Here is a 26120-nt window from a genome sequence, read left to right as displayed (position 1 = left end):
ACGACATCTTTTGAATAGCTTGCAAATGAGGAGTGGGGATAATGAAAAAAATTCTAGTAACCGGTTCTTTAGGGCAAATTGGTTCTGAACTAGTAATGAAACTTCGTGATGTATACGGTGCATCAAATGTTATTGCAACAGATATTCGTGAAACAGATAGTGAAGTAGTAACGTCTGGTCCATTTGAAACGTTAGATGTAACAGATGGACAAAAACTACATGATATTGCAAAGCGTAATGAAGTAGATACAATTATTCATTTAGCAGCTTTACTTTCAGCAACAGCAGAAAAAAATCCGTTATTTGCTTGGAATTTAAATATGGGCGGACTTGTAAATGCATTAGAAGCAGCTCGTGAATTAAACTGTAAGTTTTTCACGCCAAGTTCTATCGGTGCATTCGGTCCATCAACGCCGAAAGATAATACGCCACAAGATACAATTCAGCGTCCTACTACGATGTATGGGGTAAACAAAGTAGCAGGAGAATTACTATGTGATTATTATCATCAAAAGTTTGGCGTTGATACGCGCGGTGTACGTTTCCCAGGTTTAATTTCTTACGTAGCTCCTCCAGGAGGCGGAACAACTGACTATGCAGTTGAAATTTATTATGAGGCGATTAAAAAAGGCACATACACCTCATACATTGCAGAAGGAACATACATGGATATGATGTACATGCCAGATGCTTTACAAGCGATCATTTCATTAATGGAAGCTGATCCAAGTAAACTTGTGCATAGAAACGCATTTAATATTACAGCGATGAGCTTTGAGCCAGAGCAAATCGCAGCATCCATTCGTAAACACATCCCGACGTTTACAATGGATTACGCTGTAGATCCTGCTCGTCAAACAATCGCTGATAGCTGGCCGAACTCTATTGATGCAACAGCAGCAATGAACGAGTGGGGCTTTAAAGCAGAATACGATTTAGACAAAATGACAACGGACATGTTGGCTAAGTTAAAAAAAAAGTTCACAGCTGAGTTAGTGATGAATTAACAGGAAGGGTCGATTCTTAGGAATTGGCTCTTCCTTATTTTTGAGGGAGAGAAGTCTTATGCAAAGAGTTGATGTCGTATACGCACTAATACATGATGAAGAAACAGATAAAATATTAATGGTGCATAATGTAGAACAAAACGTTTGGTCATTGCCAGGCGGGGCTGTGGAAAAAGGTGAAATATTAGAGGAAGCACTAATAAGAGAAGTAAAAGAAGAGACAGGTTTAACTGCCGTGGCAGGTGGACTTGTTGCGATCAATGAAAAATTCTTTGAAGCATCAGGGAATCATGCGATACTATTTACATTCCGAGCAAATGTAGTAAAGGGTGAACTGGTTGCGGAAGATGAAGAAGAAATTTCTGCAATAGAGTGGGTGGATCGAACGATCGCAAATGAAAGATTCCCATTCTACGATGGAGGATTCGAGGCATTATTAGAAGTAGCCATTCCATACAAGTTTCAACCAGAAACAAAGTGATTGAAAGAAAAAAACAGGAGCGAAAACGCTCCTGTTTTTCTATTCAATCGTCTTCAGTAATAACTTTTTCAATAGTGGTTTAATCTTCAGACGTAAATCTTCAGCGTGATTTGCAACTAAGAAGTGATGATTGTAAATGTTCTTCATTAATTGATAAGTTGCTTCTTTTGCTTCGCCTTCTTCGATGAAGATTCCGATTACTTCCATACCACTTTTACGAGCAAGTTTGACAGCTTCATGCGTATCTAAAATACCGTCTTGTTGATAGTCTAGCGCAGAAGGCTCACCGTCTGTAAAGACAAGTAAGAATTTATGTTTTTCTGGTCTTTTTGCAAGCTTTTCAGAAACGATACGAATAATATATCCGTCGCGGTTATCTTCTTCTTCGCGAAGCTGCATAATTTCTGGACCGACGTTTGGTAACGTTGAGTTTTTATACGTTACAACTTCATGGATAACGTTCGGCTTATCTTCAGGCTTAGCACTAGAAGCATCTTCCCAAAATCCGCTAATAGCGTGCGGGATTTTTAAAGATTTCAACGCTTCATGGAATAGGACCACACTCTTTTTCGTTTCTTCCATTTTGTTATACATAGAACCAGAGCAGTCCACTAGTAGTTGGAATGCAACGTCAAGTTCTTGTGATTCTTGTCCTTTTTTATAAAACATGCGTGGCTGCTTTTCAGTATAAATACGAAGGAACTTCTTACGAAGTCTTCCGTAATATTTATCACTATTTGCATTCGTTTTATTTTCAATCGTTTTTTCGATAATTTTCTTTAATTCTTTTACATCTTTATTAACGACTGATTTGATAGCTTGGTAATCCTTTTTTTCATCAGGATTTGATTTGCGAGCTTCTTTAAATATATGAGAAGCACCAACGTTATACTTACCGTATGCACCCTCGTTTTGGCTAGAAGCGTGTGAAGCTCTTGCTTCTTCTGTATCAGCGCCATCAAAGTTGGATTGTGTACTCTTTTGAGACGTACCTTGTACAGAACCAAGTGCTTGGTCGCCATCTTCTGATTCACGAGCAGTATCGCCCATCATGTTTGTTTTTGTTCCGCTTTCTAATTCAAAGCGTAAAAAGTTCTCGTTTTCGTTATTTTTATTTTCACGATGCCATGTGGAGAAACTTTCATCCATTTTGTTTTTATTTTCATCGTCATCTATGAGCTGCGTATCATCATTTGCTAAATCTTCGACGCGACAGTTCTTTTCGTCTGCAATGACAGATAAATAAAGCGGAGCATGTCCGAAATAATTATTAAGCATATCACTTTCAAGAAGTTCCTCTAAGCGATAGCGAATTTTTTCAACGATATACATAATGTCTTCTGTATTACGAGCTTGGAATGTTTCATGCAAAATTGCTTCAATTTGCTCGAAATATTCATTATTAAACATTTCATATTTATCGCTCGTTAATGAAAGATAGCAGAGACAAAATAGACGATCACCGTGATAGTTACGAACACGATTGATTTCATTTTGTGAACCAAAGTAATTGCGATACATTTCTTTTCTTCTTTTAAAAACATGCTTTGTGCCAGGGCGTAAGTTTTTTACGATTTCCTCAACACGTAAATCTTCTAATAGAACAAATAATTGTGTTAAAAACTTTTTTAAGGGTGATTCTTGTAATTCAATCGCATAAGAACGAATTAAAGTCATGTCCGAGTAATGTTTATTACCAAGTGCTTTTAAAAACACTTCGCTTTTTAATCCGATTACTGTATCCTCTTCTTTTCGATCATCCCAAAAGTGACTAATGACAACCTTTTTTTCAATTTCGTCGTAGTATGCTTTATAGCCATACTCAAGGTAGGCATCGTCTTCTTTTAAAAGAGCATACATTAAGTTTTCCATTTGTAGAAACAGCGACGCATCAATTTTTTTGTCACTAAAAATTTGTCTCATGAATTATCCCTCAAAGAAATAACTTTCTGCTAATTCACGGACAGTCATTTGTTCGGTTTCATCGTTTAATTTTGCGATAATACTACGTTCAATTGCACGCAAAACAGGGATATATACACCTAAATCACATGCGTCGATAATGCCACGAATACTTGCTGCTTCTTCGCTTACACGTCCATCACGAGCTAAAGGCATAAGGTCGCTTGCAAATGCAACGAACTTTTCAATTGTTGCAACATCATTTAATTTTGATTCAGATAGTAATAGTTCTTTTAATGTGTCACCTTGAATGTATGGAACTTCAATAATAACGAAACGGTTTTTTAATGCTTCGTTTAGTTCACTTGTTCCAACGTAACCTTCATTAATTGCTGCAATTACACGATACTCGTCATCACCGTATACAACTTCTTGTGTAAATGGATTAGTAATCATTTTACGGTAATCTAATGCACCGTGAAGAAGTGGTAACGTTTCAGGTTTTGCCATATTGATTTCATCAATATATAGGAAATGACCGTTCTTCATTGCTTTCATAAGAGGGCCGTTAACGAATGTAACTTCAGATGCGCCATCTTTCGTTTGTAGTGTGTTGTATCCTAAAATACCTTCTACATCTAGGTCAACAGAACAGTTAATGCTATGCATTGGTTTTTGGAATAAAGAAGAAAGAGTTTCAGCCAGTACTGTTTTACCACTACCAGTCGGTCCTTTTAATAGAATGTTTTTGCCAAGAAGAAGCGCTGTAATAGCATCTTCAATAATGCTGTTATCAGATGCTTTATATATTTTCTTTCCAATTAAATGTGCATTTTCACCAGCTTCTTGTTTATTTTTTTCGTGAATGGTTGAGAGCTGTTGTTTTAAATCAGCATGTATATGAAATTGTTCTAACATGTATTTCCCACCTAACATTATTTTCATAAAGTAATACATCTTATGATAACTTGTTTTAATATGGTATGCAAAGAAAAGGAGAGAGGGGAAATGGAAAAGAAAAAGCAATCAATATTACATTGATTGCTTACAGTAAAGGAGAAATGAGTCGCATGAAAGACTCTAATATTCGTTTTTTGATACTTCTTTTTTGGAATGCGTTCCATTTAATTTCAGTGGAATGCTTAAAGTCGTCTTCAAAATCATGTTTAATATCATGAACGGTTTCTGATTCATATAGTACGCTAATAAGTTCATAATTTAATTCAAAGCTGCGTACGTCCATATTTGCCGTTCCAATTGTCGCGATTTTATCATCAACGAGTACAATTTTTGCATGCATAAAACCATCTTTATAACTATAAATGGAAGCACCAGCTTTTAAAAGCGGAGTGAAGTAGGACTGAGATGCTTGATCACTAATAATACTATCACTTTTACCAGGATATAAAATGCGTACATCTATGCCAGATATTGCACTTAAACGTAATAATGTTAAAGTTTCTTGATCTGGAATAAAGTAAGGTGTAGCGATCCAAATCGATTTTTTTGCAGATCCCATAACAGCTAATAATGTATTGCGAATGCTTTTATCATCTGAGCTAGGCCCGCTGGCTACAATTTGCACAGCACCTTCTGCACTTGAAATTTCTTTACCTGGGAAGTATTGTCTATTCATAAATTGATCCCAAGAATAAGTATTCAATCCACTAGAGGCATAGAGCCAATCTTCTAGAAAAATTGCTTGTAATTTATATAACGCTTTTCCTTCTATTTTTAAATGACTATCACGCCAAACGGGAAATTTTTTTGAACGGCCAAGATATTCATCACCGACGTTGAGTCCACCAGTAAAACCGATTTCTCCATCTACAATAACGATTTTTCGATGGTTACGATAATTGACAGTTTCAAGTAACCAAGCTGAAAAAATAGGGTCAAATTCTACAATTTCAATACCAGCTTCTTTCATAGGTTTTAAAAAGCGTCTTCTTAACGTATTACTTCCGAGTCCATCATAAAGAAAGCGTACAATAACACCAGATTTTGCTTTTTTTATTAAAGCATCTCGAACTTTCGTACCAATCTCATCAGATTTATAAATATAGTATTGAATATGTATGTGATGTTTTGCTTGCTCGATAGCTTGCAAAATTTCTGAGAATGTTTGATCTCCATTTGTTAAAAGTTTTGTCGTCGTTCTATCTGCGGCAGGACCGCCTCCAAATTTTTGTACGACCTCTGTTAAATGTACAGAACGTTCATGTAAGGGGACTGTGAGTGATAATTCTAGTCGTCTTCCTTCTAATATTTCACGGAATAATTTTCTTTGTTCTTCTGAACGATGGAGATGTTTTTTCCTTCTCCAACGGCTACGACCGAAAATAGAGTATAAAAGCACACCTACAACAGGAAGAAGTGCTAATACTAAAAACCACGCTAAGGTGCTTTGAGGAGATCTATTTTCGATGAAAATAACGAATGAAATTCCTACGATTGTAATAGACCATAGGGCACCGACAAATGTATATAAAGAAATAAACGATGTATTTAATAGGAAAAGAACGATAGATATAATTGTAAATATTAATAGTAATTGAACGATAGGCTTCTTCATTTCTATAAAATTCCTCTAATCTTTCTTAAATATAGACTTCTTATATAAAAGGTATAATCCGACATTCTTATTATAAAGTGTTTTATTTTTTTTACAAAATATAGACATTTTCCCCATGCTTTCCGCATTTGTCCTACATACAGTATATTGTTACGTTATTATCCTGCTATTTGCTGTTTAATAAACAGTGTAGGGGGGACAAAACATTTGTCCTTTATATAGGAACGGGGATAACCATATCATGGATTGGTAACAGGTGCACGATGAAGCCAAGGATATGGTTATTCGTATTATACGGATTCTTCTTATTATATAGGTTACTAACAAGGTCCGTACTATTCATACAATACCTATTAAGATGAGAAAATGGAAAAGGAGAGGGGAAACATGAATTATATAGAAAATAACGGATTGTATTATCGTCATAATCATGGCGGTCACCATCATAATGGCGGACATAACCACCATGGCGGACATAACCACCATGGCGGACATAACCACCACGGAGGGCACAATCACCATGATCATCACCACCATCATGGAGGTGGATGGGGCTGGGGTGGCGGCTCATGGGGTGGTGGATTTTTCCCAGGAAGTTTTGCTGGAGGCGTGTTAGGTGGACTTACAGCTGGCGCATTAACGGGTGCAGCAAGTGGAGGCTACTATCCAGCACCGTACCCAGTAACTTATCCAGCGCCATACCCAGCACCATATCCAACTCCATATCCGGGGTATCAGCAAATATCATATCCGTATTAAACTAAAAAAGAGGCTTTCCTCTTTTTTTAGTTTAATAAAGTATTTATAAAATATTTCCAAAATAAAGGTGAAAATATGTTAATATTTTGTTATTGTAATTCAAAAACGTATATACTAATTTTAACTTTTATATTATTATCCGTGAATAGTTGTATAGTGCGCTCGAAATTCTATTTCGCTAGTAAAGTAAAGAGGTTAGATATGAGCGGGATTAATAGGGAATAGGTGTTGTATAGAGCAATCTATAAAGGAATGTAAGAGAATGAATAATGTATAATAAAGTAAGCTAATTATAGCGATAAGAAACTACTATTTATAATTGAAACGGTATTATATTGCTTTTTATTACAAATAATATTATGTTATTTTAATCGGCATATTTCAAAATGTGATGAATGCAAATAGCTATTATTAAGAAATGAAATATCTCTATTTCTATGAAGAGAAACAAGTTGTGTTTTAGTCAGATAGGAAGCAAGGAGAGATGCGCATGCTAGAACAAAGAGGTCATGCATTATATGACTCTTCATTGCGAGATTTAAAGTTAGCATTAGATGAGTCTTCAATTGTTGCGATTACAGACCGAAATGGTCTTATTACATATGTAAATGATAAGTTTTGTGAAATCTCCAAATATACACGAGAAGAGCTAATAGGGAAAGATCATCGTATTTTAAATTCAGGATATCACCCGAAAACATTTTTTCAAATTCTATGGAAGCGTATTTTGAACGGAAAAGTATGGAGAGGTGAGATTCGAAATCAAGCAAAAGATGGGACGTATTATTGGGTTAAAACAACAATTGTTCCGTTTTTAAATGAAAAAGGAGAGCCGTATCAATTTATCGCGATCCGAAATGATATTAGTAGTAGGAAAGAAGCAGAACAGAGGTTGCGGTTAAGTGAAAGTCGTTATAGGGAGCTTGCGTATCATGATGCTTTAACGAGTTTACCGAACCGATTGCAGCTAATAACAACTGTAAACGAGATGATTGCAGGAAAAAAAGAATTTGGTATGATTTACTTTGATTTGGATCGTTTTAAATTAGTAAACGATACGCTAGGTCATATGATAGGGGATTTACTTTTAAGCGAAGTTGCTTCACGGTTGCATTATGTGCTAGGAGAGAAAGACGTTCTGGCTAGACTGGGTGGCGACGAATTTGTGCTGTTAACAAAAAATCATAAACAAGATGAAATGAGGCAGTTAGCAACATCTGTGCTGTCGTGTTTTCAGGCACCATTTATACTTGAAGGTCATGAAGTATACATTTCAGCTAGTCTAGGACTGTGCGCATATCCGCAAGACGGACAAGATGTAGAAACTCTATTGAAAAATTCGGATTTAGCCATGTATAGTGCGAAAGAACAAGGCAGAAATGCCGCGTGTTTCTTTACAGATGAGTTACGTGCGAAAATAAATCGTAGAATGAAAATTGAATTCGCTTTGCAAAAGGCAATCCGTGATGAAGAATTAGATGTGGTACTGCAGCCTATTATTGATTTGAAAACGAAGAAATATACCGGTATTGAGGCTTTAGCACGTTGTTCGACAGAAGAAGGGCCTATTTCGCCAGGCGAATTTATTCCAGTAGCTGAAGAATCTGGACTTATTATAAAATTAGGAGACTGGGTATTAGAAAAGTCATGTCGCTTGTTTAAAACATTGCCAGATTACGAAGAAGGACTAAGGTTATCTGTTAATTTATCCATACAACAATTAATGCAAAAGCGTTTTATTTTATCTGTACGTAGCATTTTAAGGAGAACTGGCTTTCCACCGAATCGTTTAATTTTGGAAGTAACGGAAAGTATCGCTGTTCGTCATTTTGATTATATTATTGCTACATTACAAGAATTAAGAAATATGGGTATTTTAATTGCTTTAGATGACTTTGGAACGGGTTATTCTTCCTTATACTATTTAAAGCAACTGCCACTGGATATAGTGAAAATTGATCGTAACTTTATTCGTGAATTTCATTATGATCACGCACAGCCAGAGCGAACGATTGTAAAATCTGTTATTGAAATTGCCCATAGCTTAAATTTAGCAGTAGTTGCTGAAGGGGTAGAAACAGTAGAGCAAGAAAGTTTATTACAATCTATGGGCTGTGATTACGTACAAGGATTTTATTATGCGACACCTTTATCTGTAGGAGAGTTAAAAGAAAAGTTAATTACAGATTTTTAATAAAAAAGAGAAGCGAGTAGCTTCTCTTTTTTTAATTCATTTTTTTCGAGTCTTTCATTAATACTGGATAAAGAATAAGACCTAATACAAACAATCCGATTCCTAAGAAGAACGTTTTTAAATCAGCAGTTCCTGTTTTGATAACCCAAATAGAGTAGACAAATGCTAGTGTAGTAATGATTCCATCCTTTATTCGAGAGCCAGGCATTATATCATACGTTTCTCCTGTAATAACCAATTTGAATTGGTACAGCGTGGAAACAAGGTATGGGATTAAATAAGCTAATGTTGCTACAACGATAGCGAAATTATAGGCTTCTGACACAGTGCCAGAAATCGTTGAGAATAAGAAAATTTGCGTCATCACATTTGTAATAAATAATGATTTTGAAGGACTACCTTTTTTATTTGTTTTCGCGAAAAACTTAGGGAAAAGTCCATTCTTGGCTGCCTGGTAAGGTACTTCTGAACTAACAACGATCCAGCCAACTGTAGATCCAAATAAAGATACAAGTGCAAGTAAAGCCATGATATAGGCACCTTTATTGCCAATTGCTAAATTTAATGCGTCTACTAATGGTTTTTGAGACTCTTTTAAAGCATCTTGCGAAAGAGCTCCCATTGTAAGTAAAGTAATTGACATGTAAATAAGAAGAGCGATAATCAACCCGAAAATAGTAGCTTTTTTTACATCGCGCTGAGATTTTGCACGGTTAGAAAGCATTACAGCAGATTCAATACCGATAAATGCCCAAAGTGTTGCGATAGCAGCTGAATTGATTTGTCCACCTAACGAAATTGATTGTCCTGCTTCATTCATAAATGTTTGACCGTCTCCGAAATTAGAGGCATTGAAAATGAATAATGTGATTACAATAAACATTGTAAATCCGATAATTTTTGCAATGGTAGCAAGAAGATTCATATTCCCAGCCTGGTCAATATTTTGAGAAAGAATATATTGAATTCCCCATAGCATAAGGCTACATACGAGGAAAGTTAGTCCTTTTCCGAGTTCTAGTGAAAATCCGTTCGTAGAAAAGAGAATTTGCTTACTTTGTAACACTGGAAAGAATGTTGATAAATATCCAGCAAAGGAAATAATAACAGATGCTGTTGCAGCCCAGTTCGCAGCCCAATATCCCCATGCCATACTATATCCTGCAACTTTACCCGCTTTTTTTGAAGGGAACATTGCTTGGGCGTAACTTTGTGGTCCAGCCTTTAATTCTGGCTTGCGAATTGCTAAATTTCCAAATACGAGTGCAATCATAAATACGCCAAGGCCTGTAATACTCCATGCGAGTGTAGAACCCATTGGACCTGATACATGTGCTAAATTTGCTGGGAGCATAAATACGCCACCGCCAACCATATTTCCGATCACAAAAGCTGTTAAAATCCATAATCCCCATTTTTTCGTTTCCATTTTTGTTAACTCCTTTGTAGTAAGTTTTACTTAAACATCATTTTTTACTAGCTTTTTGGCAATAAAAAAAGAGCCATGTAGATAAAAAATACCTACATGGCTCTTCGCCTAACGTAGGTACAACGGGAATAACCCTTGTACCTACGCGTAATTTTTCCGCTAGGTTTCAAGGGTTACGTATGATGATGATGTTTTTGTGCAAATGTAACTACAATTGTTGTATAAGTAAGCATAGTTCTTTGCTCCCTTTCTCCTCTGATTTTGAAGTTAGTATACTACATGTTTTTTTGAATGAAAAGAAAAATATAAAAATTTTTATAAAAATACGTTTTAGAGATTAAATATTTACCTGTATTTTTCCTATACTGGAAAATAAGTGAGAGATTGGCAGAAGAGTGTAGCATGGTATAATACATATAGAATTAGAAGGTGACAAGGGGCTATTGTAGATGATGAGTAAGTATGAACAAATTTATACAGAAATCAGTAAGTCTATTGATAATAAACAATTAAAAGAGGGGTGCAAAATCCCATCAGAAACAGAATTAATGAAGCAATATGAAGCAAGTCGAGGTACAGTCAGAAAAGCAGTAGATTTATTGCAAGAGCGTGGATATGTTCAAAAAATACATGGAAAAGGTGTTTTTGTTTTAAAGCGAAAAAACATTGAATTCAACTTTGGTGGTATTGTAAGTTTCCAAGAAGAAAATGAACGTTTAGGACGCCATTGTATTACAAAAGTCGTGGAAATAGAGAAAGTAAAAGCGACAAAAGAGGTTGCAAAGCTATTAAATGTGAAAGAGAAAACAGAAATAGATCATATTAAGCGCGTACGAAATATTGATGGAGAAAAAGTAATTTTGGATATCAATCATTTTGTATCGGAATATATTCCTGGATTAACGAGTGAAATTGCAGCGGAGTCCATTTATAAATACATTGAGAAAGAACTAGGGCTTCATATTAGTTACTCACAAAGGGTAATTGAAGTGCAGCCATGTACAGAGGACGATAGAAAGTATTTAGATTTAAATGGAACAGACTATGTTGTTGTTGTGAAAAACTTTACGCATTTCTATGATGGAAGTCAGTTCGAATATACAGAATCACGCCACCGCTTAGATATTTTTCATTTTTCGGATGTGGCGCGGAGAAAATAAGGAGATGGAACGAAATAACGTTTCATCTCTTTTTTTATAAAAAAATCACAAACTCGTATATACGAGTGTTGACTAACTTATATATACGAGTTAATATGTAATTGTAAACGGTATCAAATAAAGAAAAGAGGGACGGGAATATGGGGAAAGACTATCGTAAAACAGCAGAGGAAGTGTTGCAGTATATTGGTGGGAAAGACAATATTGAACAAGCTGCGCACTGTGTAACGAGGCTCCGTATCGCTTTAAAAGATGAAAGTAAAATAGATAATGATAAACTACAGTCTGTTTCATTAGTGAAAGGAGCGTTTCATAACGCTGGGATATTTCAAATTGTAATTGGCCCAGGGGACGTAGATCGTGTATACGCTGAATTGATAACGCTTGCAGGTATGAAGGAAGCGACAGTAGCTGACGTGAAAGACTCTGGAAACCAAAAGTTAAATCCAGCTCAAAAGTTTGTAAAAGTATTTTCAGATGTATTTATGCCGATATTACCAGCGATCGTAACAGCTGGTTTACTAATGGGGATTAATAATCTATTGGGGGCAAAGGACTTATTTTTTGAAGGTAAAAATTTATTAGATGTGTATCCAAACTTAGGCGGGCTTTGGGATTTAATTAATATGATGGCGAATACAGCATTCGTATTCTTACCAGCACTTGTCGGTTGGTCAGCGACGAAGCGTTTTGGTGGTAGTCCGATATTAGGGATCGTTATGGGATTAATGCTTGTGCATCCAGCCTTATTAAACGCGTGGGATTATGGCAAAGCAGCGACTGGTTTAGATGGACAAAAGATTGAGTACTTCGATATTTTAGGATTATTTCAAATTGAAAAGGTAGGGTATCAAGGTCAAATCTTACCGGTTTTAGTAGCAGCATTTGTATTAAGTAAAGTGGAAATTTTCTTAAAGAAACATGTACCAAATGCAATTCAATTATTAGTTGTACCAATTACAACGATTGTCGTAACAGGTGTGTTGGCATTAGGGATTATTGGTCCGGTTACACGTCATATTGGAGATTTATTAACAGTTGGATTAGTAGGTATATATGAAACAGTACCAGTAGTTGGAGCGGTATTGTTTGGAGCATTATATGCACCGCTCGTAATTACAGGTATGCATCATATGTTTATTGCAATTGACTTACAATTAATTGCACAGCACGGTGGTACATTCATTTGGCCAATGATTGCTCTTTCTAACATTGCGCAAGGTAGTGCGGCACTTGCGATGTTCTGGATTTCTAAAAACCAAAATGATAAAAGTATGGCATCGACATCAGCAATTTCAGCATATTTCGGTATTACAGAGCCAGCTATGTTTGGTGTAAACTTACGAAATAAATTCCCGTTCTATGCAGCGATTATAGGATCGGCTGTGGCAGCGATATTCATTACGTTAAATGGTGTATTAGCACCTGCTATCGGAATTGGTGGATTACCAGCATTTATTTCTATCATTCCGAAATCGATTCCAATATTTATTGTAGGAATGATTATCGTAGTTGTAATCCCATTTACGTTAACATGGTTATTTGCAAAACGAGTAAAACAGAAGTAGGAGGAAGTTAAACATGAAGGATTGGCATAAAAGTGTAGTTTATCAAATTTATCCGAAGAGCTTTAATAGCTATTACAATAAAGAAACCGGTGATATAAAAGGGGTTACAGAGAAACTAGATTATTTAAAAGAACTCGGAGTAGATTATATTTGGTTAACACCGATATACCAATCACCACAAAATGATAATGGATACGATGTAAGTGATTACTACAGTATTGATCCATCTTACGGAACGATGGAAGAGTTTGAAGAGCTTTTAGAAGAAGCAAAGGCACGTAATATTGAAATTATGCTTGATATCGTTGTAAATCATAGTTCGACGGAGCATAAGTGGTTTAAAGAAGCGAAGGAAGATAAAAATAGTCCATATCGTAATTACTATATTTGGCGTGATGAAAAAAATAATTGGCAATCTAAGTTTGGTGGGTCTGCTTGGAAATATGATGAGAAGACAGAGCAATATTTTTTACATCTATTTGATGAGACACAAGCTGATTTAAATTGGGAAAATAAAAAACTTCGTGAAGAAGTATATGATATGATGCGTTTTTGGCTTGATAAAGGGGTAACTGGATTCCGATTAGATGTTATTAATTTAATTTCAAAAGATCAGCAGTTCTTAAATGATGACGGAAGTATGGCGACAAGCGATGGCCGTAAATATTATACAGATGGCCCGCGCGTTCATGAATATTTACAAGAGATGAACCGAAATGTTTTTGAAGGGAAAGATGTAATTACAGTTGGAGAAATGTCATCTACGACAATTGATAATTGTATCAAATATTCAAACCCTGAGCGTAATGAATTAAGTATGACGTTTAGTTTCCATCATTTAAAAGTAGATTATCCGAATGGAGATAAGTGGACGCAAGCTAATTTTGATTTCATTAAATTAAAAGAGATTATGTCTAATTGGCAAATTGAAATGCAAAAGGGCGGAGGATGGAATGCGTTGTTCTGGTGTAATCATGACCAACCTCGTATTGTGTCACGCTTCGGTGATGATAGAAAGTACCGAAATGAATCTGCGAAAATGCTAGCGACAGCTATGCATATGTTGCAGGGCACACCTTACATTTATCAAGGCGAAGAAATCGGTATGACGAATCCTAAATTCGAGTCCATCGAGCAATATCGCGATGTGGAATCGTTAAATATATATGATATAAAGCTGGAAGAAGGATTATCAAAAGAAGATATTATCGGGATTTTAAAACAAAAATCTCGTGATAATTCCCGTACTCCGATGCAGTGGAATGAAGAGATGAACAGTGGTTTTACAACAAGTACACCTTGGATTTCAGTGGCTGAAAACTTTACAGAAATAAACGTAGAAAAAGCATTAGAAGATAAAGAGTCTGTATTTTATCATTATAAAAAGTTAATAGAACTTAGAAAAACGTATGATGTAATTACAGAAGGGAAATATGCTATTTTAGATGAAAATCATCTTAAGGTTTGGGCATATACACGTACTGTAAATGACGAGGTATTACTCGTTATCAATAACTTCTATGGAGAAGAAATAACGTACTCTGTACCAGCTCATGTTCAATTAGATGGAATGAAGCAAGAAGTACTACTGTCGAATTATAAAGATTCCAGCAAGGATATTACAAAACTTAACTTAAGACCATATGAATCAATTGTATATCGATATACGAAATAAAAAGGTTGTATGCCCGCGTGGCATACAACCTTTTATTTTAAGACACCACTATACAAAATGTTTACTTCTACTTCAGGTTTGAATTTTACTTTTGCATAATCTTTATTCCAATTTTTTTTCTTCCATAACTCAGGGTGATATGCGATAAGGTGTCTGCCGATACCGAAAGCATCACAATTTGCTTTTTGTAACCTGTTCGTTATTTGTTTTGCTTCTTTTGTAAGTTGTTTAGATAATTTTTCATTTAATTTTTTTCTTTCTTCCATTTTGTAAATATTATCTCTTGGAGCCTCAAGGGCTATAACTTTTAGTTGAAGCTTAATGTGAGCATATACATTTCCTTTTCTATCTGTTGTTATTTTTAAGTCTCGCTTTAACTTTCGATTACTAACTTCCATTGTTAAATAATCAGATGTCTTCTCTGATTCATCGCTAGTAAGTTTTTGGGTTATACGGGCACTTGTTCCCATTTTTCCGGTTAATAATACGAATAAAACAGATTGTTTCAAAGGTAAATGCCCAGTTAATTTATCATTGTTAAATAAAGCTAACCCGTTTGTAATTACTTCTTTTCCTTTTATTTTTATAGAAGGGAGGGTAAAGTCTTTACCGGGATCTAACATTTTTGTAGCAGCTGTTTCTAAAGTTTCTTTTGGAAATACACTCATATCTTCTAAGCTTTTCACTTTTTTCTTTAGAAAATCTCCAATTAGTAAATTTCCTACCTTCTTTTTTTCTAGTATCTCGGATGTTTCACCATCTACTGCAATAAGTTTTACTAAAGCAGTTGGGTTTGTTGGGTCCCGAAAGCTGACATCTAAATAGGGGAGTATACCTTTTTTTAGAATTTTGGTTCCTAATAATTGAACACCATATTTAAAATAGCGAATATTCCCAGTCACATTTTTTTTTAGGGCATCGCTTGTATCCCTTATGTTATGCCCGTTTGCTGAATGTATTTCATTCTCGAATGAAGATTGCTCTCCGCTTGAACTTTTTACGAGTTCAAGCGTTTGCTGAAGTATATTTTCTTCCGTAATATCATATCCAATGCTATAAGCTAATCTCGCTTCTCTTAATGGTTCTTGATCCCAACAGCCAGAAAGGAATGCACTAGTACATAATATAAAAAGTAATTTAACTCTTTTTTGGAACATACTGTTCTCCTTTCTTATTCCTTATTACTGAATAAAGTAGAAATAAAAGAGGGAGGACAACTATGAAAATATACGTGAACTTATCAGTAAAAGTTGCAATTACTTTTAATTCTTCAGGTGTATCTATAAATAGGGCTACACTAAAAGCAATAATACCAACGATTGGAACAGCCTTTTTATGATTAGCCAGATTGAAGATATGTCCAATTCCTATAGAAGCAGCACAGTAATAACTAGCAATAGAAGCTACAACAGTTATCATCCATATTGGGATGAATAGTAAATCGGTTCGGTCTATAATCCCAATATGTAGAGAACGCAATAAGTAAGCAACTGGCTCTGGAATAAGTTCAACTTGTTTTGGACTAAATACGATAAAGCAAATCCAAACAGTAAAAGTATAAAAAAGAGTTACAAATCCATTAGCGATAGAAATTGCTTTCAGTTTTGCCACAGAACTCCCGTTTACTTTTGGGAAAGCGATAAGAATAATCTCAAAACCATACATAGCTGTAATAGTTTCTTTTGATGCTTGAATAATATTCCACCATCCGGCTTCTGTAATTGGAAAAATGTAAGAAAAATCAGCTCGTGTAAGCCCTAGGGCAATTAAAAGAGCCATTGGTAAAATGAGAATAGAAGCCATGACGTAAAACCGTACGATGACTTTGAACGTATTATAAGCTATGTAACAACAAGCTATTGTAAATAGCATGAGAGTGGCATACCAAGGAGTTGCTTGTAATATCCAAACTTTAATGACATTACAAGCATTTAACATAACCGTCATACCGATAAGGGTAAAATAAAAAACATAAGCAAAACCTAATAGTTTTCCAAACTTATTCCCAAATAGCATACAAACACTTTCATACATATCTGCATCAGGAAATCGTTTTAAGAAAAGCCACATAAGTAAAATAATAAGTTGAATTGCAAGACCAGCGATGAGAGCAGAAATCCATCCGCCACCTTTCGCTATTGGGTGAAGACGGTTTGGTAGAGAAAGTATACCAACTCCGATTTGGCATTGAATAACGAAAAAGGTAAATTGAACAAGTGAAATTTTACTTTGCGTGTTTGTCACCGTTCTCATCCTCTCTCGTTACATGTTGTCGTTGCATTTTTTTCGGTTTTGAATCATGTGGTCGTTCCCAAAACGACCAAATTGGTAGTCGTACAAAAGAGTCTTTCATATCTTTTATCCGCATCGGAGCGACAGGAGAAAGATATGGGGTATGAAATGAATGTAACTGGCATAAATGAACGAAAGTTATAATGAGACCGAATGATATTCCTACATAGCCAAATATGGCAGCAAGGAGCATTAACGGAAAACGAAGAATCCGAACTGCGGAACTCATATCATTTGATGGAACGAGAAAAGATGAGATCGCAGTTAAAGCTACAACGATAATCATTGTGTAAGAAACAAGGCCAGCCTTTACAATTGCATCACCAATTACTAAACCACCTACAATACCGATTGTTTGTCCAACTCGGCTTGGCAAGCGAATACCAGCTTCCCGTAATAATTCAAAGATTAATTCCATTAAGAGAGCTTCAAAAATAGGAGGAAGTGGCACTTTTTCTAATGAAGCTTTAATCGTATAAACAAGTTCGAGCGGCAACACATCAGGATGAAAAGCAACTGTTGCGATATATATAGCGGGCAAGAGAAAGGCAATCAAGAAACTGACTAAGCGAATCATTCGGATGAAAGAACCGACAATCCAGCGGTTATTATAATCATCTGGTGATTGATAGAAAGCAAATAACGTAACAGGAACGATAAGTGCAGTTGGATCTCCATCAGATAAAATAGCAACTCGTCCTTCCATTAAATTTGCTGCGACTCTATCTGGACGCTCTGTATTTAATTGTTGCGGAAAGGGTGAGAAAGACGTATCCTCTATAAATTCTTGTATATATCCTGGAGGCATAAGTGCATCTGTCTTAATCGTTTCTAACCTTCTTTTTACTTCTGTAACTAGATCGTCATTAGCTATGTTTTGCATATAAGCAATTGCCACTTTCGTATGCATTTCTTCACCGAGTGTGAAATATTTAACGACGACATGTGGACTTTTTATGAGTTTACGAATAGAAGCTAAATTGGTTGCTAAATCTTCTACTAAACCAGTATGCGGTCCACGGACAATCCCTTCATTATCAGGTTCTGTTATATCTCTCTTTAAAGATAGAGCTGTTTCGAAAATACAAAAACTGTCGACGTGTTCATGAAAATATAAGGATTTACCTTGTAATAAAAGCTGCACACCATAATTTAAATTTGTTTCTTTTTTCATATTTAATGTGGCAAAAGCTTTATCTAAAGACAGATCCGATCGAGTTAATAATGGTTCAAGAGCTAATTGATGAATTAAATTTGGGTCTGCTAAAGATTCGATATATATAATTGTTCCTTTTCCATTTTGAAAAGGGATATCTAATTTTTTTATATCGTCCGAATGGGAAAGTTTGTTTTCAATGTAATTAATGTTCTCCGGAAGTGATGGAAACATATGCTTTTGATTTTTACTCTCTTGTTGTTCTTTAGGCTCTGTCATAATTTCCACCTCTTTTAGAATAAAGTCACTTCAGTTAATTTTTGTTGTTTGTGAGAAATTTATGCTTGGATTATTCGGGGGGGATTGAAAATTCTGTTTTTTATCTTCTATACTTAAAGAAAATGAAAATTAGGAGAATGGGAAGGAAGCGTATATTAGATTGGCGATATTAATATATATCTTTTGTACTATAGGAGGGTAAACCTAGCGACACATATAATTACATCATTCGATGAATAGGAAATTTAAGAAAAGCGATTTATAATAATAGTATTGTGTCTTGCCTTTTTAGGTGCAGTACACAGCCGGTGATTGGCTAGTGGAGGTTCTTCCATTTTGCCAGTGCCGGTTTTTTATTGGATAATAGAGAAAATGAAGTTTTATAAAGAAAGAAGGGGTTGTTTTGAAGGATGTAAATTCTATTTTTATAAGAGAAAAGATTGCTAGTTCTTATCTTTATTTTATTTCTTTTCTTGGTTTGATTACTATAACTATATCTTTACTTGAAATTAAAATCCCTTCTCATTCAACAATACTAATATTGTTATTAATATTTATGGGGATTGCAGAGTATTTTCCTGTACGATTTTGGAGAGGAACGAGCTCGCTTACCTTTCCCATAATTTACGCTATGAGTTGGCAGTTTGGAATCCATATAACTATTATTGCTATTGTACTCGTAACGTTAATTATTCACCTGCATCGTCGTTCACCAATACAAAGAATGTTATTTAATAGTACTCAGCATGCGCTTAGTTTGATCTTGGCCGAATGGTTTTCAAATAAATGTATGCACTTATTAATTAACAATATAGATATGTCAGTTCTGTATGAAAATTTAATATCTTTGTTATTATTTTGCGTGTTTTTTTGTTTTTTCAACAACCGCTTTTACGATTTGTTAATGATACTCCTTCCACAGCCATATTCAATCTATCAGTGGTATAAAAAAACTGTAACGGTATTCCTTTGCGAAACTTTTGGTTTCTCTTATGCGGCCTTGATGCATGTATTAATTAGTACATATAGTGTGGAAGTAAATGAGATTACAGTACTTTTTTTCTTTTTTCCACTTGTAGCAATTTCAGTTATTAGCTCTTTTTCTGTACGGATAAGGATGGAGAAGGAACGATTATATGAGCTGTTTCTTATTACGACAGAAATTAGTCGTGGACTAACCGGAGGGAACCTGAAACATATTAAACAAGCACTTAAAGGTTTTTTTGGCATACAAGCATATGGAATATGGACAAAAGATGATGGAAACTGGAATCTTCTATTAAAAGATGGGAAAGTCCGTCTTGATATTTCTGATCATTCGGAAAAGTTTGAGGGAATCTCTAAAAATCTTGTGTTTAATGATTGGAAAACTGGTACGGCTCCTGGAGATGAAATATTTGATAGTGTCATACGCTCCCTTGTATATTTTCCTCTTATTGTAAATGATGAACTAGTCGGAATGTTTGTTGCAGGGAAAAGTAGAACTGCGGGTTTTTTCCCGGAAGATGTACAGTCTTTAGCTACGTTTTCTAATCAATTAGCTAACGTAGTTAAAACAAGGATATTGATTTCTGAACAGGAAAAAAGAATGATTTTAGAAGAAAGAAATAGAATCGCACGCGAAATTCACGATGGTATTGCGCAAACATTGGCAGGGGTGATATATCAACTAGAATCCGCGCAGAAAAAATATCGTGATAAACCAATAGATATGCAACAAATAGTAGAGAAAAGTATAAAAGATTTAAGAGGAAGCTTAGGAGAAGTTCGCTATTCTATTTATGCTTTAAAACCATATCCGACACAACAATTAGGGCTAAAGCAGGCGATAGCAAGTAAAATAAAGTCTTTAAAACAAGAATATGAACTAGATATTACATATCATGAAAGAGGTCATGCACGTGCGCTTAGCTTTTCAAAAGAAAGAGCTATTTTTGATACATTACAAGAGAGTTTGCAAAACATTGTAAAACATGCACAAGCAGACAAGACTGATGTTTTACTTAGCTATCAAAGTGAGCACGTGCTTTTAAGGGTTAAGGATAATGGGGTTGGTTTTTCACTATTTGAGTCTATGGTTAAAACGAAGAATGAGCCACATTATGGTATATTACATATGAATGAACAAGCTGAACAATTAGGGGCTACTTTACAGATTGATAGTTCTGTAGGGAAAGGGACAGAAATTACACTATTAATTCCAGATTCACAAACAAGGGGTGCGTAAAATGATTAAAATATTAGTAGTGGATGATCATGCTTTTTTACGAGACGCAATTCGGAGCATACTAGAGGATGAATCTGATATGAACGTGGTTGGAGAAGCTAGCTCTGGGGACGGAGTATTGGAAAAAGTAGAAGAATGCAGACCAGATTGTATTTTGATGGATATTAATCTTCCTGGGAAAAATGGTATTGAAGCTACAGAGTTGGTGAAAAAAAATTATCCGAATTGCCGAGTACTTGTGTTTACAATGTATGAGCATGATGAGTATTTAATGGATGCACTCCAAGCTGGTGCTGATGGGTATTTATTGAAAGATTCATCATCGGAGCAGGTAGTAGCAGCAATTCGGATGTTATATCGAGGCGATTCAGTTATTCATCCGCGTATGACTAAAAAATTAATTACATATCATCAGCAAAAAATGAAAGTAGAATCAAATGAAAATGAACTGACGGAACGTGAAAAGGAAATTCTCTTTGAATTAGTAAAAGGACTTAGTAATAAAGAAATTGCTGAAGCTCTGTATATTAGTGATAAAACAGTTAAAATTCACATCAATAAAATTTTTAAAAAACTAAATGTGAAAAGTCGGTCGCAAGCGGTGATTTATGCTGTTCGAAATCAATTGGTTCCGTTGGATTAAATAAGAGATGTTTAAAAGAACTATCGTGTTTCTTTATTCTATATTACAAAGAATAAAGAGCAAGATAGTTCTTTTGTACTATGTAGACATAGAATCATTAGAAAAAAGATACGCCTTTCGTTTAATTTTCAGAAAAGTTAGAATGTGGAATAATAAAAATAGAATTATTGCTTAAATCTACTAATAATTCATGTTGTAAATCATTGTAGTTGGAAACAATTTATGGGGGCTTTTATAGAAAGAAGATTAGAAGTGTGGGGATGGCGGTAGTAGTGTTGGAGATTTTTGATCCTTTTAAATAGATCCAAGGTTGATAGAATTGCCAATGCTACATAGGAGCTCAGAAGATTTATTTTAGAAAAAATAATTTTAATAATAAGGAGATGCGCTATGAAGAAGGGGAAATTCGGAAGAATACTTATCGGAACGCTAACTGTTGGTATGTTAATGTCTCAAGGAATTCCATATAACGTATTGGCAGAAGAAGTAAATACATCTACTTTAACTGGAATTGATGATGCAAGTTCTATATTGAAAGGACTTACAAAGGAACAACGTAATGCTTTAAAAACATTAGATACAAAACCTGGTTTTGTTATTTCACCAGGCATTAATACAGCAAGTCCTGATAATGTGAATGTGATTGTAGAATTTAAGCAAGCACCTAGCAAAATCGAGATGTTAAAACAAGCAGCTAAAGGGAAAAAAATAGCTCTTTCAACTGCAGAACAAAAGGTGGAAGCATCGCATAAAGGATTTAAAACTGAGCTTGAACAGCTTCAAAAAAAGAAAGATAAGGGGCCGGATTTTAAAACTGCCAAAATAACAAGAGAATATAAGAATGCTTTTAATGGTGTGGCAATGTCGTTACCTGCGAATATGATCGAAGATTTAGTTCGCACTGGTATTGTTAAGCGTGTATGGGAAGATCGTGAGGTCAAAATTGATTTACCGAAAGAAACAGCTAAGACGGCTGCCGAACCCAAAATGGCAGATAGTGTACCACAAATTGGTGTGGACAAGCTGCATGATGAAAAAATAACAGGAAAAGGAATTAAGGTAGGTGTACTGGACACAGGTATTGATTATAACCACCCTGATTTAAAAGATGCTTATAAAGGGTATCGTGCAAAGCAAGGTGAAGATGCAAGCAAAATAGATCCGAACTCAATAAAAGGATGGGATTTTGTTAATAATGATGCTGATCCAATGGAGACAACGTATAAGGATTGGCAAAATTCTGGAGGATATCCTGAAATTTATGATGGAAGTGCATACTATACATCCCACGGTACTCATGTAGCTGGGACAATTGCTGCAGACAAAAAGAATAGTGTGGATTATGCAGTTACGGGAGTCGCTCCGGATGTAGATTTATATTCATATCGTGTATTAGGTCCATATGGAAGTGGACAAACAAGCGGTATTCTTGCTGCGATTGATAAAGCAGTGAAAGACGATATGGACGTTATCAATTTATCATTAGGTGCGTCTATTAATGATCCTTTATATCCTACTTCTATTGCAGTAAACAATGCGATGTTAGCTGGTGTTGTTACAGTAGTAGCGGCAGGTAATAGTGGTCCAGAAGAAGGCACCCTTGGATCACCTAGTGCAGCAGCACTTCCAATTACAGTTGGAGCAAGTGACGCTGCGATGACTATCCCGACATTTTCCGCCGATGCAGCTGATTTACATGTGGATAAAATGATGCTACTTGGAAAAAGCTTTACTGATAAGATTGAAGATTTGAAAGGTCAATCATTATCTGTTGTATATACAGGTCTTGGGAAAATAGATGATTTTAAAGGGAAAGATGTACAAGGAAAGTTAGCGCTCATCCAGCGCGGTGAGATTACATTCGATGAAAAAATTAAAAATGCTAAGGAAGCAGGTGCAAAGGCGGTAATTGTATATAACAATGTAGATGGTGAAATTACAAGTTACCTTGGGGAAAGTACTTCATCTATTCCATCGTTCCGCTTAACAAAGGCAGATGGTGAGAAATTGCAAGCAAAAGCTGTCCAAGGAGATGTCTCTTTAACATTTGGAGAACTGAGTAACACAAAAACAGAAGGAGATCACTTAGCTGATTTCAGCTCTCGCGGTCCTGCAAGTAAAACAGATGATATTAAGCCGGATATTGTAGCGCCAGGTGTTTCTATTTTCTCAACTGTTCCTGAATATATTAATGATCCAAAGGATGGAGAAAATTATCCGGTAGCGTATGGACGTATGTCAGGTACATCTATGGCAACTCCTCATACAGCGGGGGTGGCGGCACTCATTTTACAAGAACATCCAAACTATAGTCCGTTTGAAGTAAAAGAAGCGCTTATGAATACTGCAGTTGACTTAAAAGAGGCACGCTCTGTATTTGAGGTAGGATCAGGCCGAATTGATGCGTATCGTGCAGTTCATGCAGATACAGCTATCGAGGTTATCGATAAAACATCAAACGTTGTAAATGATGAAGAAGTAGAAATTGAAGAAAAAACAGGGTCTATTGCATTCGGGTATAAAAACCAATTGGGAAATGGACCTATTAAAGATAGTCGAAAAGTCTTAATTAAGAACAGCAATAAAACAGACGAGAAAGAGTTTAAATTAGAAGTAGAGTTTTCACCAACAAGTGTAGGTGTGCAAGATGCAGCGAAGAATGGTGTGAAGCTGAACGTACAAGATTCTATTAAAGTAGCTCCTAGTACATCAGGGGAAATTAGCCCTGAAATTATCATTCCAGAAAACGCTGAATTTGGTAGATATGAGGGATATATTCATATTTCAAATAAAAAAAATGAAAAAGAAGTATATCAAGTGCCATTTGCAGTTAAATTCACAGAAAAAGGAATTGAATCTGTAGATTTGCTGAGAGATGCAATGGCAACAGATACATCTAACTTCCATCCATTTATGGAAAGGCCGAGTTCACCGCTGACATTTAAATTGAACAGTCCACTTGAAACTATCGATGCAGTGGTGAAGGATCGAAAAACAGGAAAGGCATTAGGAATTGTGGGGACAATTAATGCTAGCAGTCTAACACCAAATATTGAATATATCATGTTCGATGGTATGGGTGGCTATGTATTCCCGTTTACAGGAGATCCAAATCATCCAATTGGAGACAAGCGAGTTACGTTGCCTGATGGAGATTACCAACTTGATTTCATTGGATATGACAAAGAAGGGAAACCTTATACAAAAGGAGATAGCGTAATTATTGATAATATCAAACCTGAAATGAAATTTACCGATGTAAAACCTGGCGTTCATGAGGTAAATGAATCTATGTTCAAAGAAGAAGATGGTCAGCGTGCATTATGGGTACATGGTAACATTTATGATTCTACGATAGATGTATTAAAGGCAAAAGGCCTTCAGTATGACCAAAAAACTAATGAAATTGTATATTACCAAAACTCTGCTTTTCCGTCAGGTTGGTTGAATACAATTCAAGCCAATGGTGATTTTAAATTTGGTGTACTTCCAGAGGAAATCAATGAACCGCTTAATTTAAGGTTATTTGGATATGATCTTGCAACTGCATCAAATATGGCAAATGGATTTAAAGATTATGTCTTTGTTAAAGAGGGAACGGAATACGCTGTCCCAAGCTATGACAAGGATAAAGTTAAACTAGGAGAAAAAATTACATTAACTTTAAATCTTAATAATGTGAAACAACTTATGTCAGGTACATTTGAGATTCCTTATAGTAAACAGTTGTTTAAATTTGTAGATGTTAAACCAAATCCAGCACTTGCAGAATATGCAAAACAACATGGATTAAATATTAAATTAGAAGGTCCAGTGATAAATGAAGAAGGAAACTGGGAAAACAAGGTGAAAGTTGGTGCATCTTTAGAAGGAACAGAATTTAAAGGTCTAGATGGAGACGCACCATTTGTAGATGTTACATTTGAGATGACGAGTGACGAGTATTTTTATAATTTAACAGCATTTGGAGTAGATAAATTCTCTTATACAAAAACAGGTGCATCAGAAGGCGTTGAGATTCCTGTGTTTAAAGATAAATCCTTTTCTATTATTTCGAAACATGCAATGGTTACAGGATATATTGGACCAGAAGCTTTCTTAACTGAAGAGGGGTATTTAGGTAAGAATGACTACACAAAACTAGGAGCAAAAGTGTATGCAGTTGGTAAGGATGGAAAGAAATATACAGGAACGGTTGATGATAATGGGCAATTTGAAATTCATAGTGTTCCAGTAAGTGATACAGAATATAATATTTTCGTAGAAATGCCAGGTCATTTAAATAGTAAATTAACTACAAAAATAGGGAAAATGCAGGATGGAGAATTAGTGGGACAAAACTTTAGAGCTGATATGGATGACAGCCTTGCAGGTGATGTAAACGGCGATAAAATGGTAGATATTCAAGATGCTAGAATAGCAGCTCTTTCATATGAAAAAGGAAAAGTGGCTGTAAAAGATGGAGATGTCAATCAAGATGGTGTTGTAAATGAAACAGATATTCGTTTTATTGAGAAGAATTTCTTGAAAAAGGGTCCAGATGCCAAAGAAAATCAGAAACCGAAAGAAAATGTAGGGCCAGTGACGTTAGATAAAATCTTACGTTCCATTGGATTAGAGCCAAAAAAATAAGTGGGCACAATTCTAGAGTAAACTAAGTGATAAAACAATGAGTATAGAATTAAATAGGATTTACTAACAATGGACCGGTAATGATTCGATGTAACATTACCGGCTATTCTTAAAGTGATAGTTATTTGTATACATGAAGTA

17 protein-coding genes are annotated in these 26120 nt (G+C 35.3%); 10 read left to right on the top strand and 7 right to left on the bottom strand.

Annotated features, from left to right (window positions below; all coding sequences use genetic code 11):
* Positions 1–41 precede the first annotated feature (41 nt).
* Positions 42–1007 carry an L-threonine 3-dehydrogenase gene (locus AC3WTA_RS22575; RefSeq protein ID WP_000723143.1) on the top strand — a complete coding sequence of 322 codons (966 nt, stop codon included), beginning with the start codon at positions 42–44 and terminating at the stop codon, positions 1005–1007.
* A 58-nt stretch (positions 1008–1065) separates the two neighbouring features.
* Entirely contained in the window at positions 1066–1488 is a 423-nt protein-coding gene (locus tag AC3WTA_RS22570; RefSeq protein WP_001189946.1) for an NUDIX hydrolase, read from the top strand.
* Positions 1489–1527: 39 nt separating this feature from the next.
* Here AC3WTA_RS22570 and AC3WTA_RS22565 read toward each other — a convergent pair whose 3' ends face one another.
* The 3 genes from AC3WTA_RS22565 to AC3WTA_RS22555 form a co-directional block, all read right to left on the bottom strand.
* Positions 1528–3411, bottom strand: a complete 1884-nt coding sequence (locus tag AC3WTA_RS22565; RefSeq protein ID WP_001248852.1) for a vWA domain-containing protein — start codon at positions 3409–3411, stop codon at positions 1528–1530.
* A gap of 3 nt (positions 3412–3414) precedes the next feature.
* Entirely contained in the window at positions 3415–4308 is an 894-nt protein-coding gene (locus AC3WTA_RS22560) for an ATP-binding protein (RefSeq protein ID WP_098098523.1), read from the bottom strand.
* A gap of 127 nt (positions 4309–4435) precedes the next feature.
* Positions 4436–5965 carry a cardiolipin synthase gene (locus AC3WTA_RS22555; protein ID WP_000743019.1) on the bottom strand — a complete coding sequence of 510 codons (1530 nt, stop codon included), beginning with the start codon at positions 5963–5965 and terminating at the stop codon, positions 4436–4438.
* A gap of 387 nt (positions 5966–6352) precedes the next feature.
* Between AC3WTA_RS22555 and AC3WTA_RS22550 the strand changes: the two genes are divergently transcribed.
* Both AC3WTA_RS22550 and AC3WTA_RS22545 read left to right on the top strand, forming a co-directional pair.
* A complete protein-coding gene (locus tag AC3WTA_RS22550; protein WP_492333034.1) occupies positions 6353–6724 on the top strand; it encodes a cobalt transporter in 372 nt (123 codons plus the stop codon).
* Between the two features lie 490 nt (positions 6725–7214).
* On the top strand, positions 7215–8918 hold the full coding sequence (locus tag AC3WTA_RS22545) for a putative bifunctional diguanylate cyclase/phosphodiesterase (protein ID WP_000893358.1): 1704 nt from the start codon (positions 7215–7217) through the stop codon (positions 8916–8918).
* A 31-nt stretch (positions 8919–8949) separates the two neighbouring features.
* Here the strand turns inward: AC3WTA_RS22545 and AC3WTA_RS22540 are convergent, their stop codons facing one another.
* Positions 8950–10347: an amino acid permease gene (locus AC3WTA_RS22540; protein WP_000448428.1), complete on the bottom strand. Its 1398-nt coding sequence runs from the start codon at positions 10345–10347 to the stop codon at positions 8950–8952.
* A gap of 449 nt (positions 10348–10796) precedes the next feature.
* On the opposite strand from AC3WTA_RS22540, the gene treR reads away from it, so the two are divergent.
* From treR to treC, 3 genes are all read left to right on the top strand, one after another.
* On the top strand, positions 10797–11507 hold the full coding sequence (gene treR / locus AC3WTA_RS22535; protein ID WP_000987247.1) for a trehalose operon repressor: 711 nt from the start codon (positions 10797–10799) through the stop codon (positions 11505–11507).
* 140 nt (positions 11508–11647) lie between these two features.
* A complete protein-coding gene (treP, locus tag AC3WTA_RS22530) occupies positions 11648–13075 on the top strand; it encodes a PTS system trehalose-specific EIIBC component (protein WP_492333033.1) in 1428 nt (475 codons plus the stop codon).
* Positions 13076–13088: 13 nt separating this feature from the next.
* The gene (gene treC / locus AC3WTA_RS22525; RefSeq protein WP_000656118.1) at positions 13089–14750 is read left to right on the top strand and encodes an alpha,alpha-phosphotrehalase; all 1662 of its coding nucleotides are present in this window, start codon (positions 13089–13091) and stop codon (positions 14748–14750) included.
* Between the two features lie 32 nt (positions 14751–14782).
* Here the strand turns inward: treC and gerKC are convergent, their stop codons facing one another.
* From gerKC to gerKA, 3 genes are read right to left on the bottom strand one after another with little or no spacing between them, the layout of a single operon-like run.
* Entirely contained in the window at positions 14783–15907 is a 1125-nt protein-coding gene (gene gerKC / locus AC3WTA_RS22520) for a spore germination protein GerKC (protein WP_078183478.1), read from the bottom strand.
* Positions 15888–16994, bottom strand: a complete 1107-nt coding sequence (locus tag AC3WTA_RS22515) for a GerAB/ArcD/ProY family transporter (protein ID WP_000185782.1) — start codon at positions 16992–16994, stop codon at positions 15888–15890. The genes gerKC and AC3WTA_RS22515 overlap by 20 nt, the downstream gene beginning before the upstream one ends.
* Positions 16975–18477 carry a spore germination protein GerKA gene (gene gerKA / locus AC3WTA_RS22510; protein WP_000138673.1) on the bottom strand — a complete coding sequence of 501 codons (1503 nt, stop codon included), beginning with the start codon at positions 18475–18477 and terminating at the stop codon, positions 16975–16977. The genes AC3WTA_RS22515 and gerKA overlap by 20 nt, the downstream gene beginning before the upstream one ends.
* 403 nt (positions 18478–18880) lie before the next feature.
* Here gerKA and AC3WTA_RS22505 point away from each other — a divergent pair, with 403 nt between their 5' ends.
* The 3 genes from AC3WTA_RS22505 (at position 18881) to AC3WTA_RS22495 (ending at position 25979) form a co-directional block, all read left to right on the top strand.
* Positions 18881–20704: a GAF domain-containing sensor histidine kinase gene (locus tag AC3WTA_RS22505; RefSeq protein WP_000655902.1), complete on the top strand. Its 1824-nt coding sequence runs from the start codon at positions 18881–18883 to the stop codon at positions 20702–20704.
* Position 20705: 1 nt separating this feature from the next.
* Positions 20706–21347, top strand: coding sequence for a response regulator (locus AC3WTA_RS22500; RefSeq protein WP_000590680.1), 642 nt, complete (start codon positions 20706–20708; stop codon positions 21345–21347).
* 390 nt (positions 21348–21737) lie between these two features.
* Positions 21738–25979, top strand: coding sequence for a S8 family serine peptidase (locus AC3WTA_RS22495; protein WP_492333032.1), 4242 nt, complete (start codon positions 21738–21740; stop codon positions 25977–25979).
* Positions 25980–26120: the final 141 nt, after the last annotated feature.

This window comes from Bacillus sp. EB106-07-01-XG149 (assembly GCF_058791555.1).
The sequence above is the reverse complement of the archived record's forward strand: the minus strand, read 5'-3'. Positions and strand labels throughout refer to the sequence as shown.

Excerpts from the sequence above, each read along its gene's own strand:
- AC3WTA_RS22575 (WP_000723143.1), top strand. The coding sequence starts at position 42 with ATGAAAAAAATTCTAGTAACCGGTTCTTTAGGGCAAATTGGTTCTGAA.
- AC3WTA_RS22570 (WP_001189946.1), top strand. The coding sequence starts at position 1,066 with ATGCAAAGAGTTGATGTCGTATACGCACTAATACATGATGAAGAAACA.
- AC3WTA_RS22565 (WP_001248852.1), bottom strand. The coding sequence starts at position 3,411 with ATGAGACAAATTTTTAGTGACAAAAAAATTGATGCGTCGCTGTTTCTA.
- AC3WTA_RS22560 (WP_098098523.1), bottom strand. The coding sequence starts at position 4,308 with ATGTTAGAACAATTTCATATACATGCTGATTTAAAACAACAGCTCTCA.
- AC3WTA_RS22555 (WP_000743019.1), bottom strand. The coding sequence starts at position 5,965 with ATGAAGAAGCCTATCGTTCAATTACTATTAATATTTACAATTATATCT.
- AC3WTA_RS22550 (WP_492333034.1), top strand. The coding sequence starts at position 6,353 with ATGAATTATATAGAAAATAACGGATTGTATTATCGTCATAATCATGGC.
- AC3WTA_RS22545 (WP_000893358.1), top strand. The coding sequence starts at position 7,215 with ATGCTAGAACAAAGAGGTCATGCATTATATGACTCTTCATTGCGAGAT.
- AC3WTA_RS22540 (WP_000448428.1), bottom strand. The coding sequence starts at position 10,347 with ATGGAAACGAAAAAATGGGGATTATGGATTTTAACAGCTTTTGTGATC.
- treR (WP_000987247.1), top strand. The coding sequence starts at position 10,797 with ATGATGAGTAAGTATGAACAAATTTATACAGAAATCAGTAAGTCTATT.
- treP (WP_492333033.1), top strand. The coding sequence starts at position 11,648 with ATGGGGAAAGACTATCGTAAAACAGCAGAGGAAGTGTTGCAGTATATT.
- treC (WP_000656118.1), top strand. The coding sequence starts at position 13,089 with ATGAAGGATTGGCATAAAAGTGTAGTTTATCAAATTTATCCGAAGAGC.
- gerKC (WP_078183478.1), bottom strand. The coding sequence starts at position 15,907 with ATGTTCCAAAAAAGAGTTAAATTACTTTTTATATTATGTACTAGTGCA.
- gerKA (WP_000138673.1), bottom strand. The coding sequence starts at position 18,477 with ATGACAGAGCCTAAAGAACAACAAGAGAGTAAAAATCAAAAGCATATG.
- AC3WTA_RS22500 (WP_000590680.1), top strand. The coding sequence starts at position 20,706 with ATGATTAAAATATTAGTAGTGGATGATCATGCTTTTTTACGAGACGCA.
- AC3WTA_RS22495 (WP_492333032.1), top strand. The coding sequence starts at position 21,738 with ATGAAGAAGGGGAAATTCGGAAGAATACTTATCGGAACGCTAACTGTT.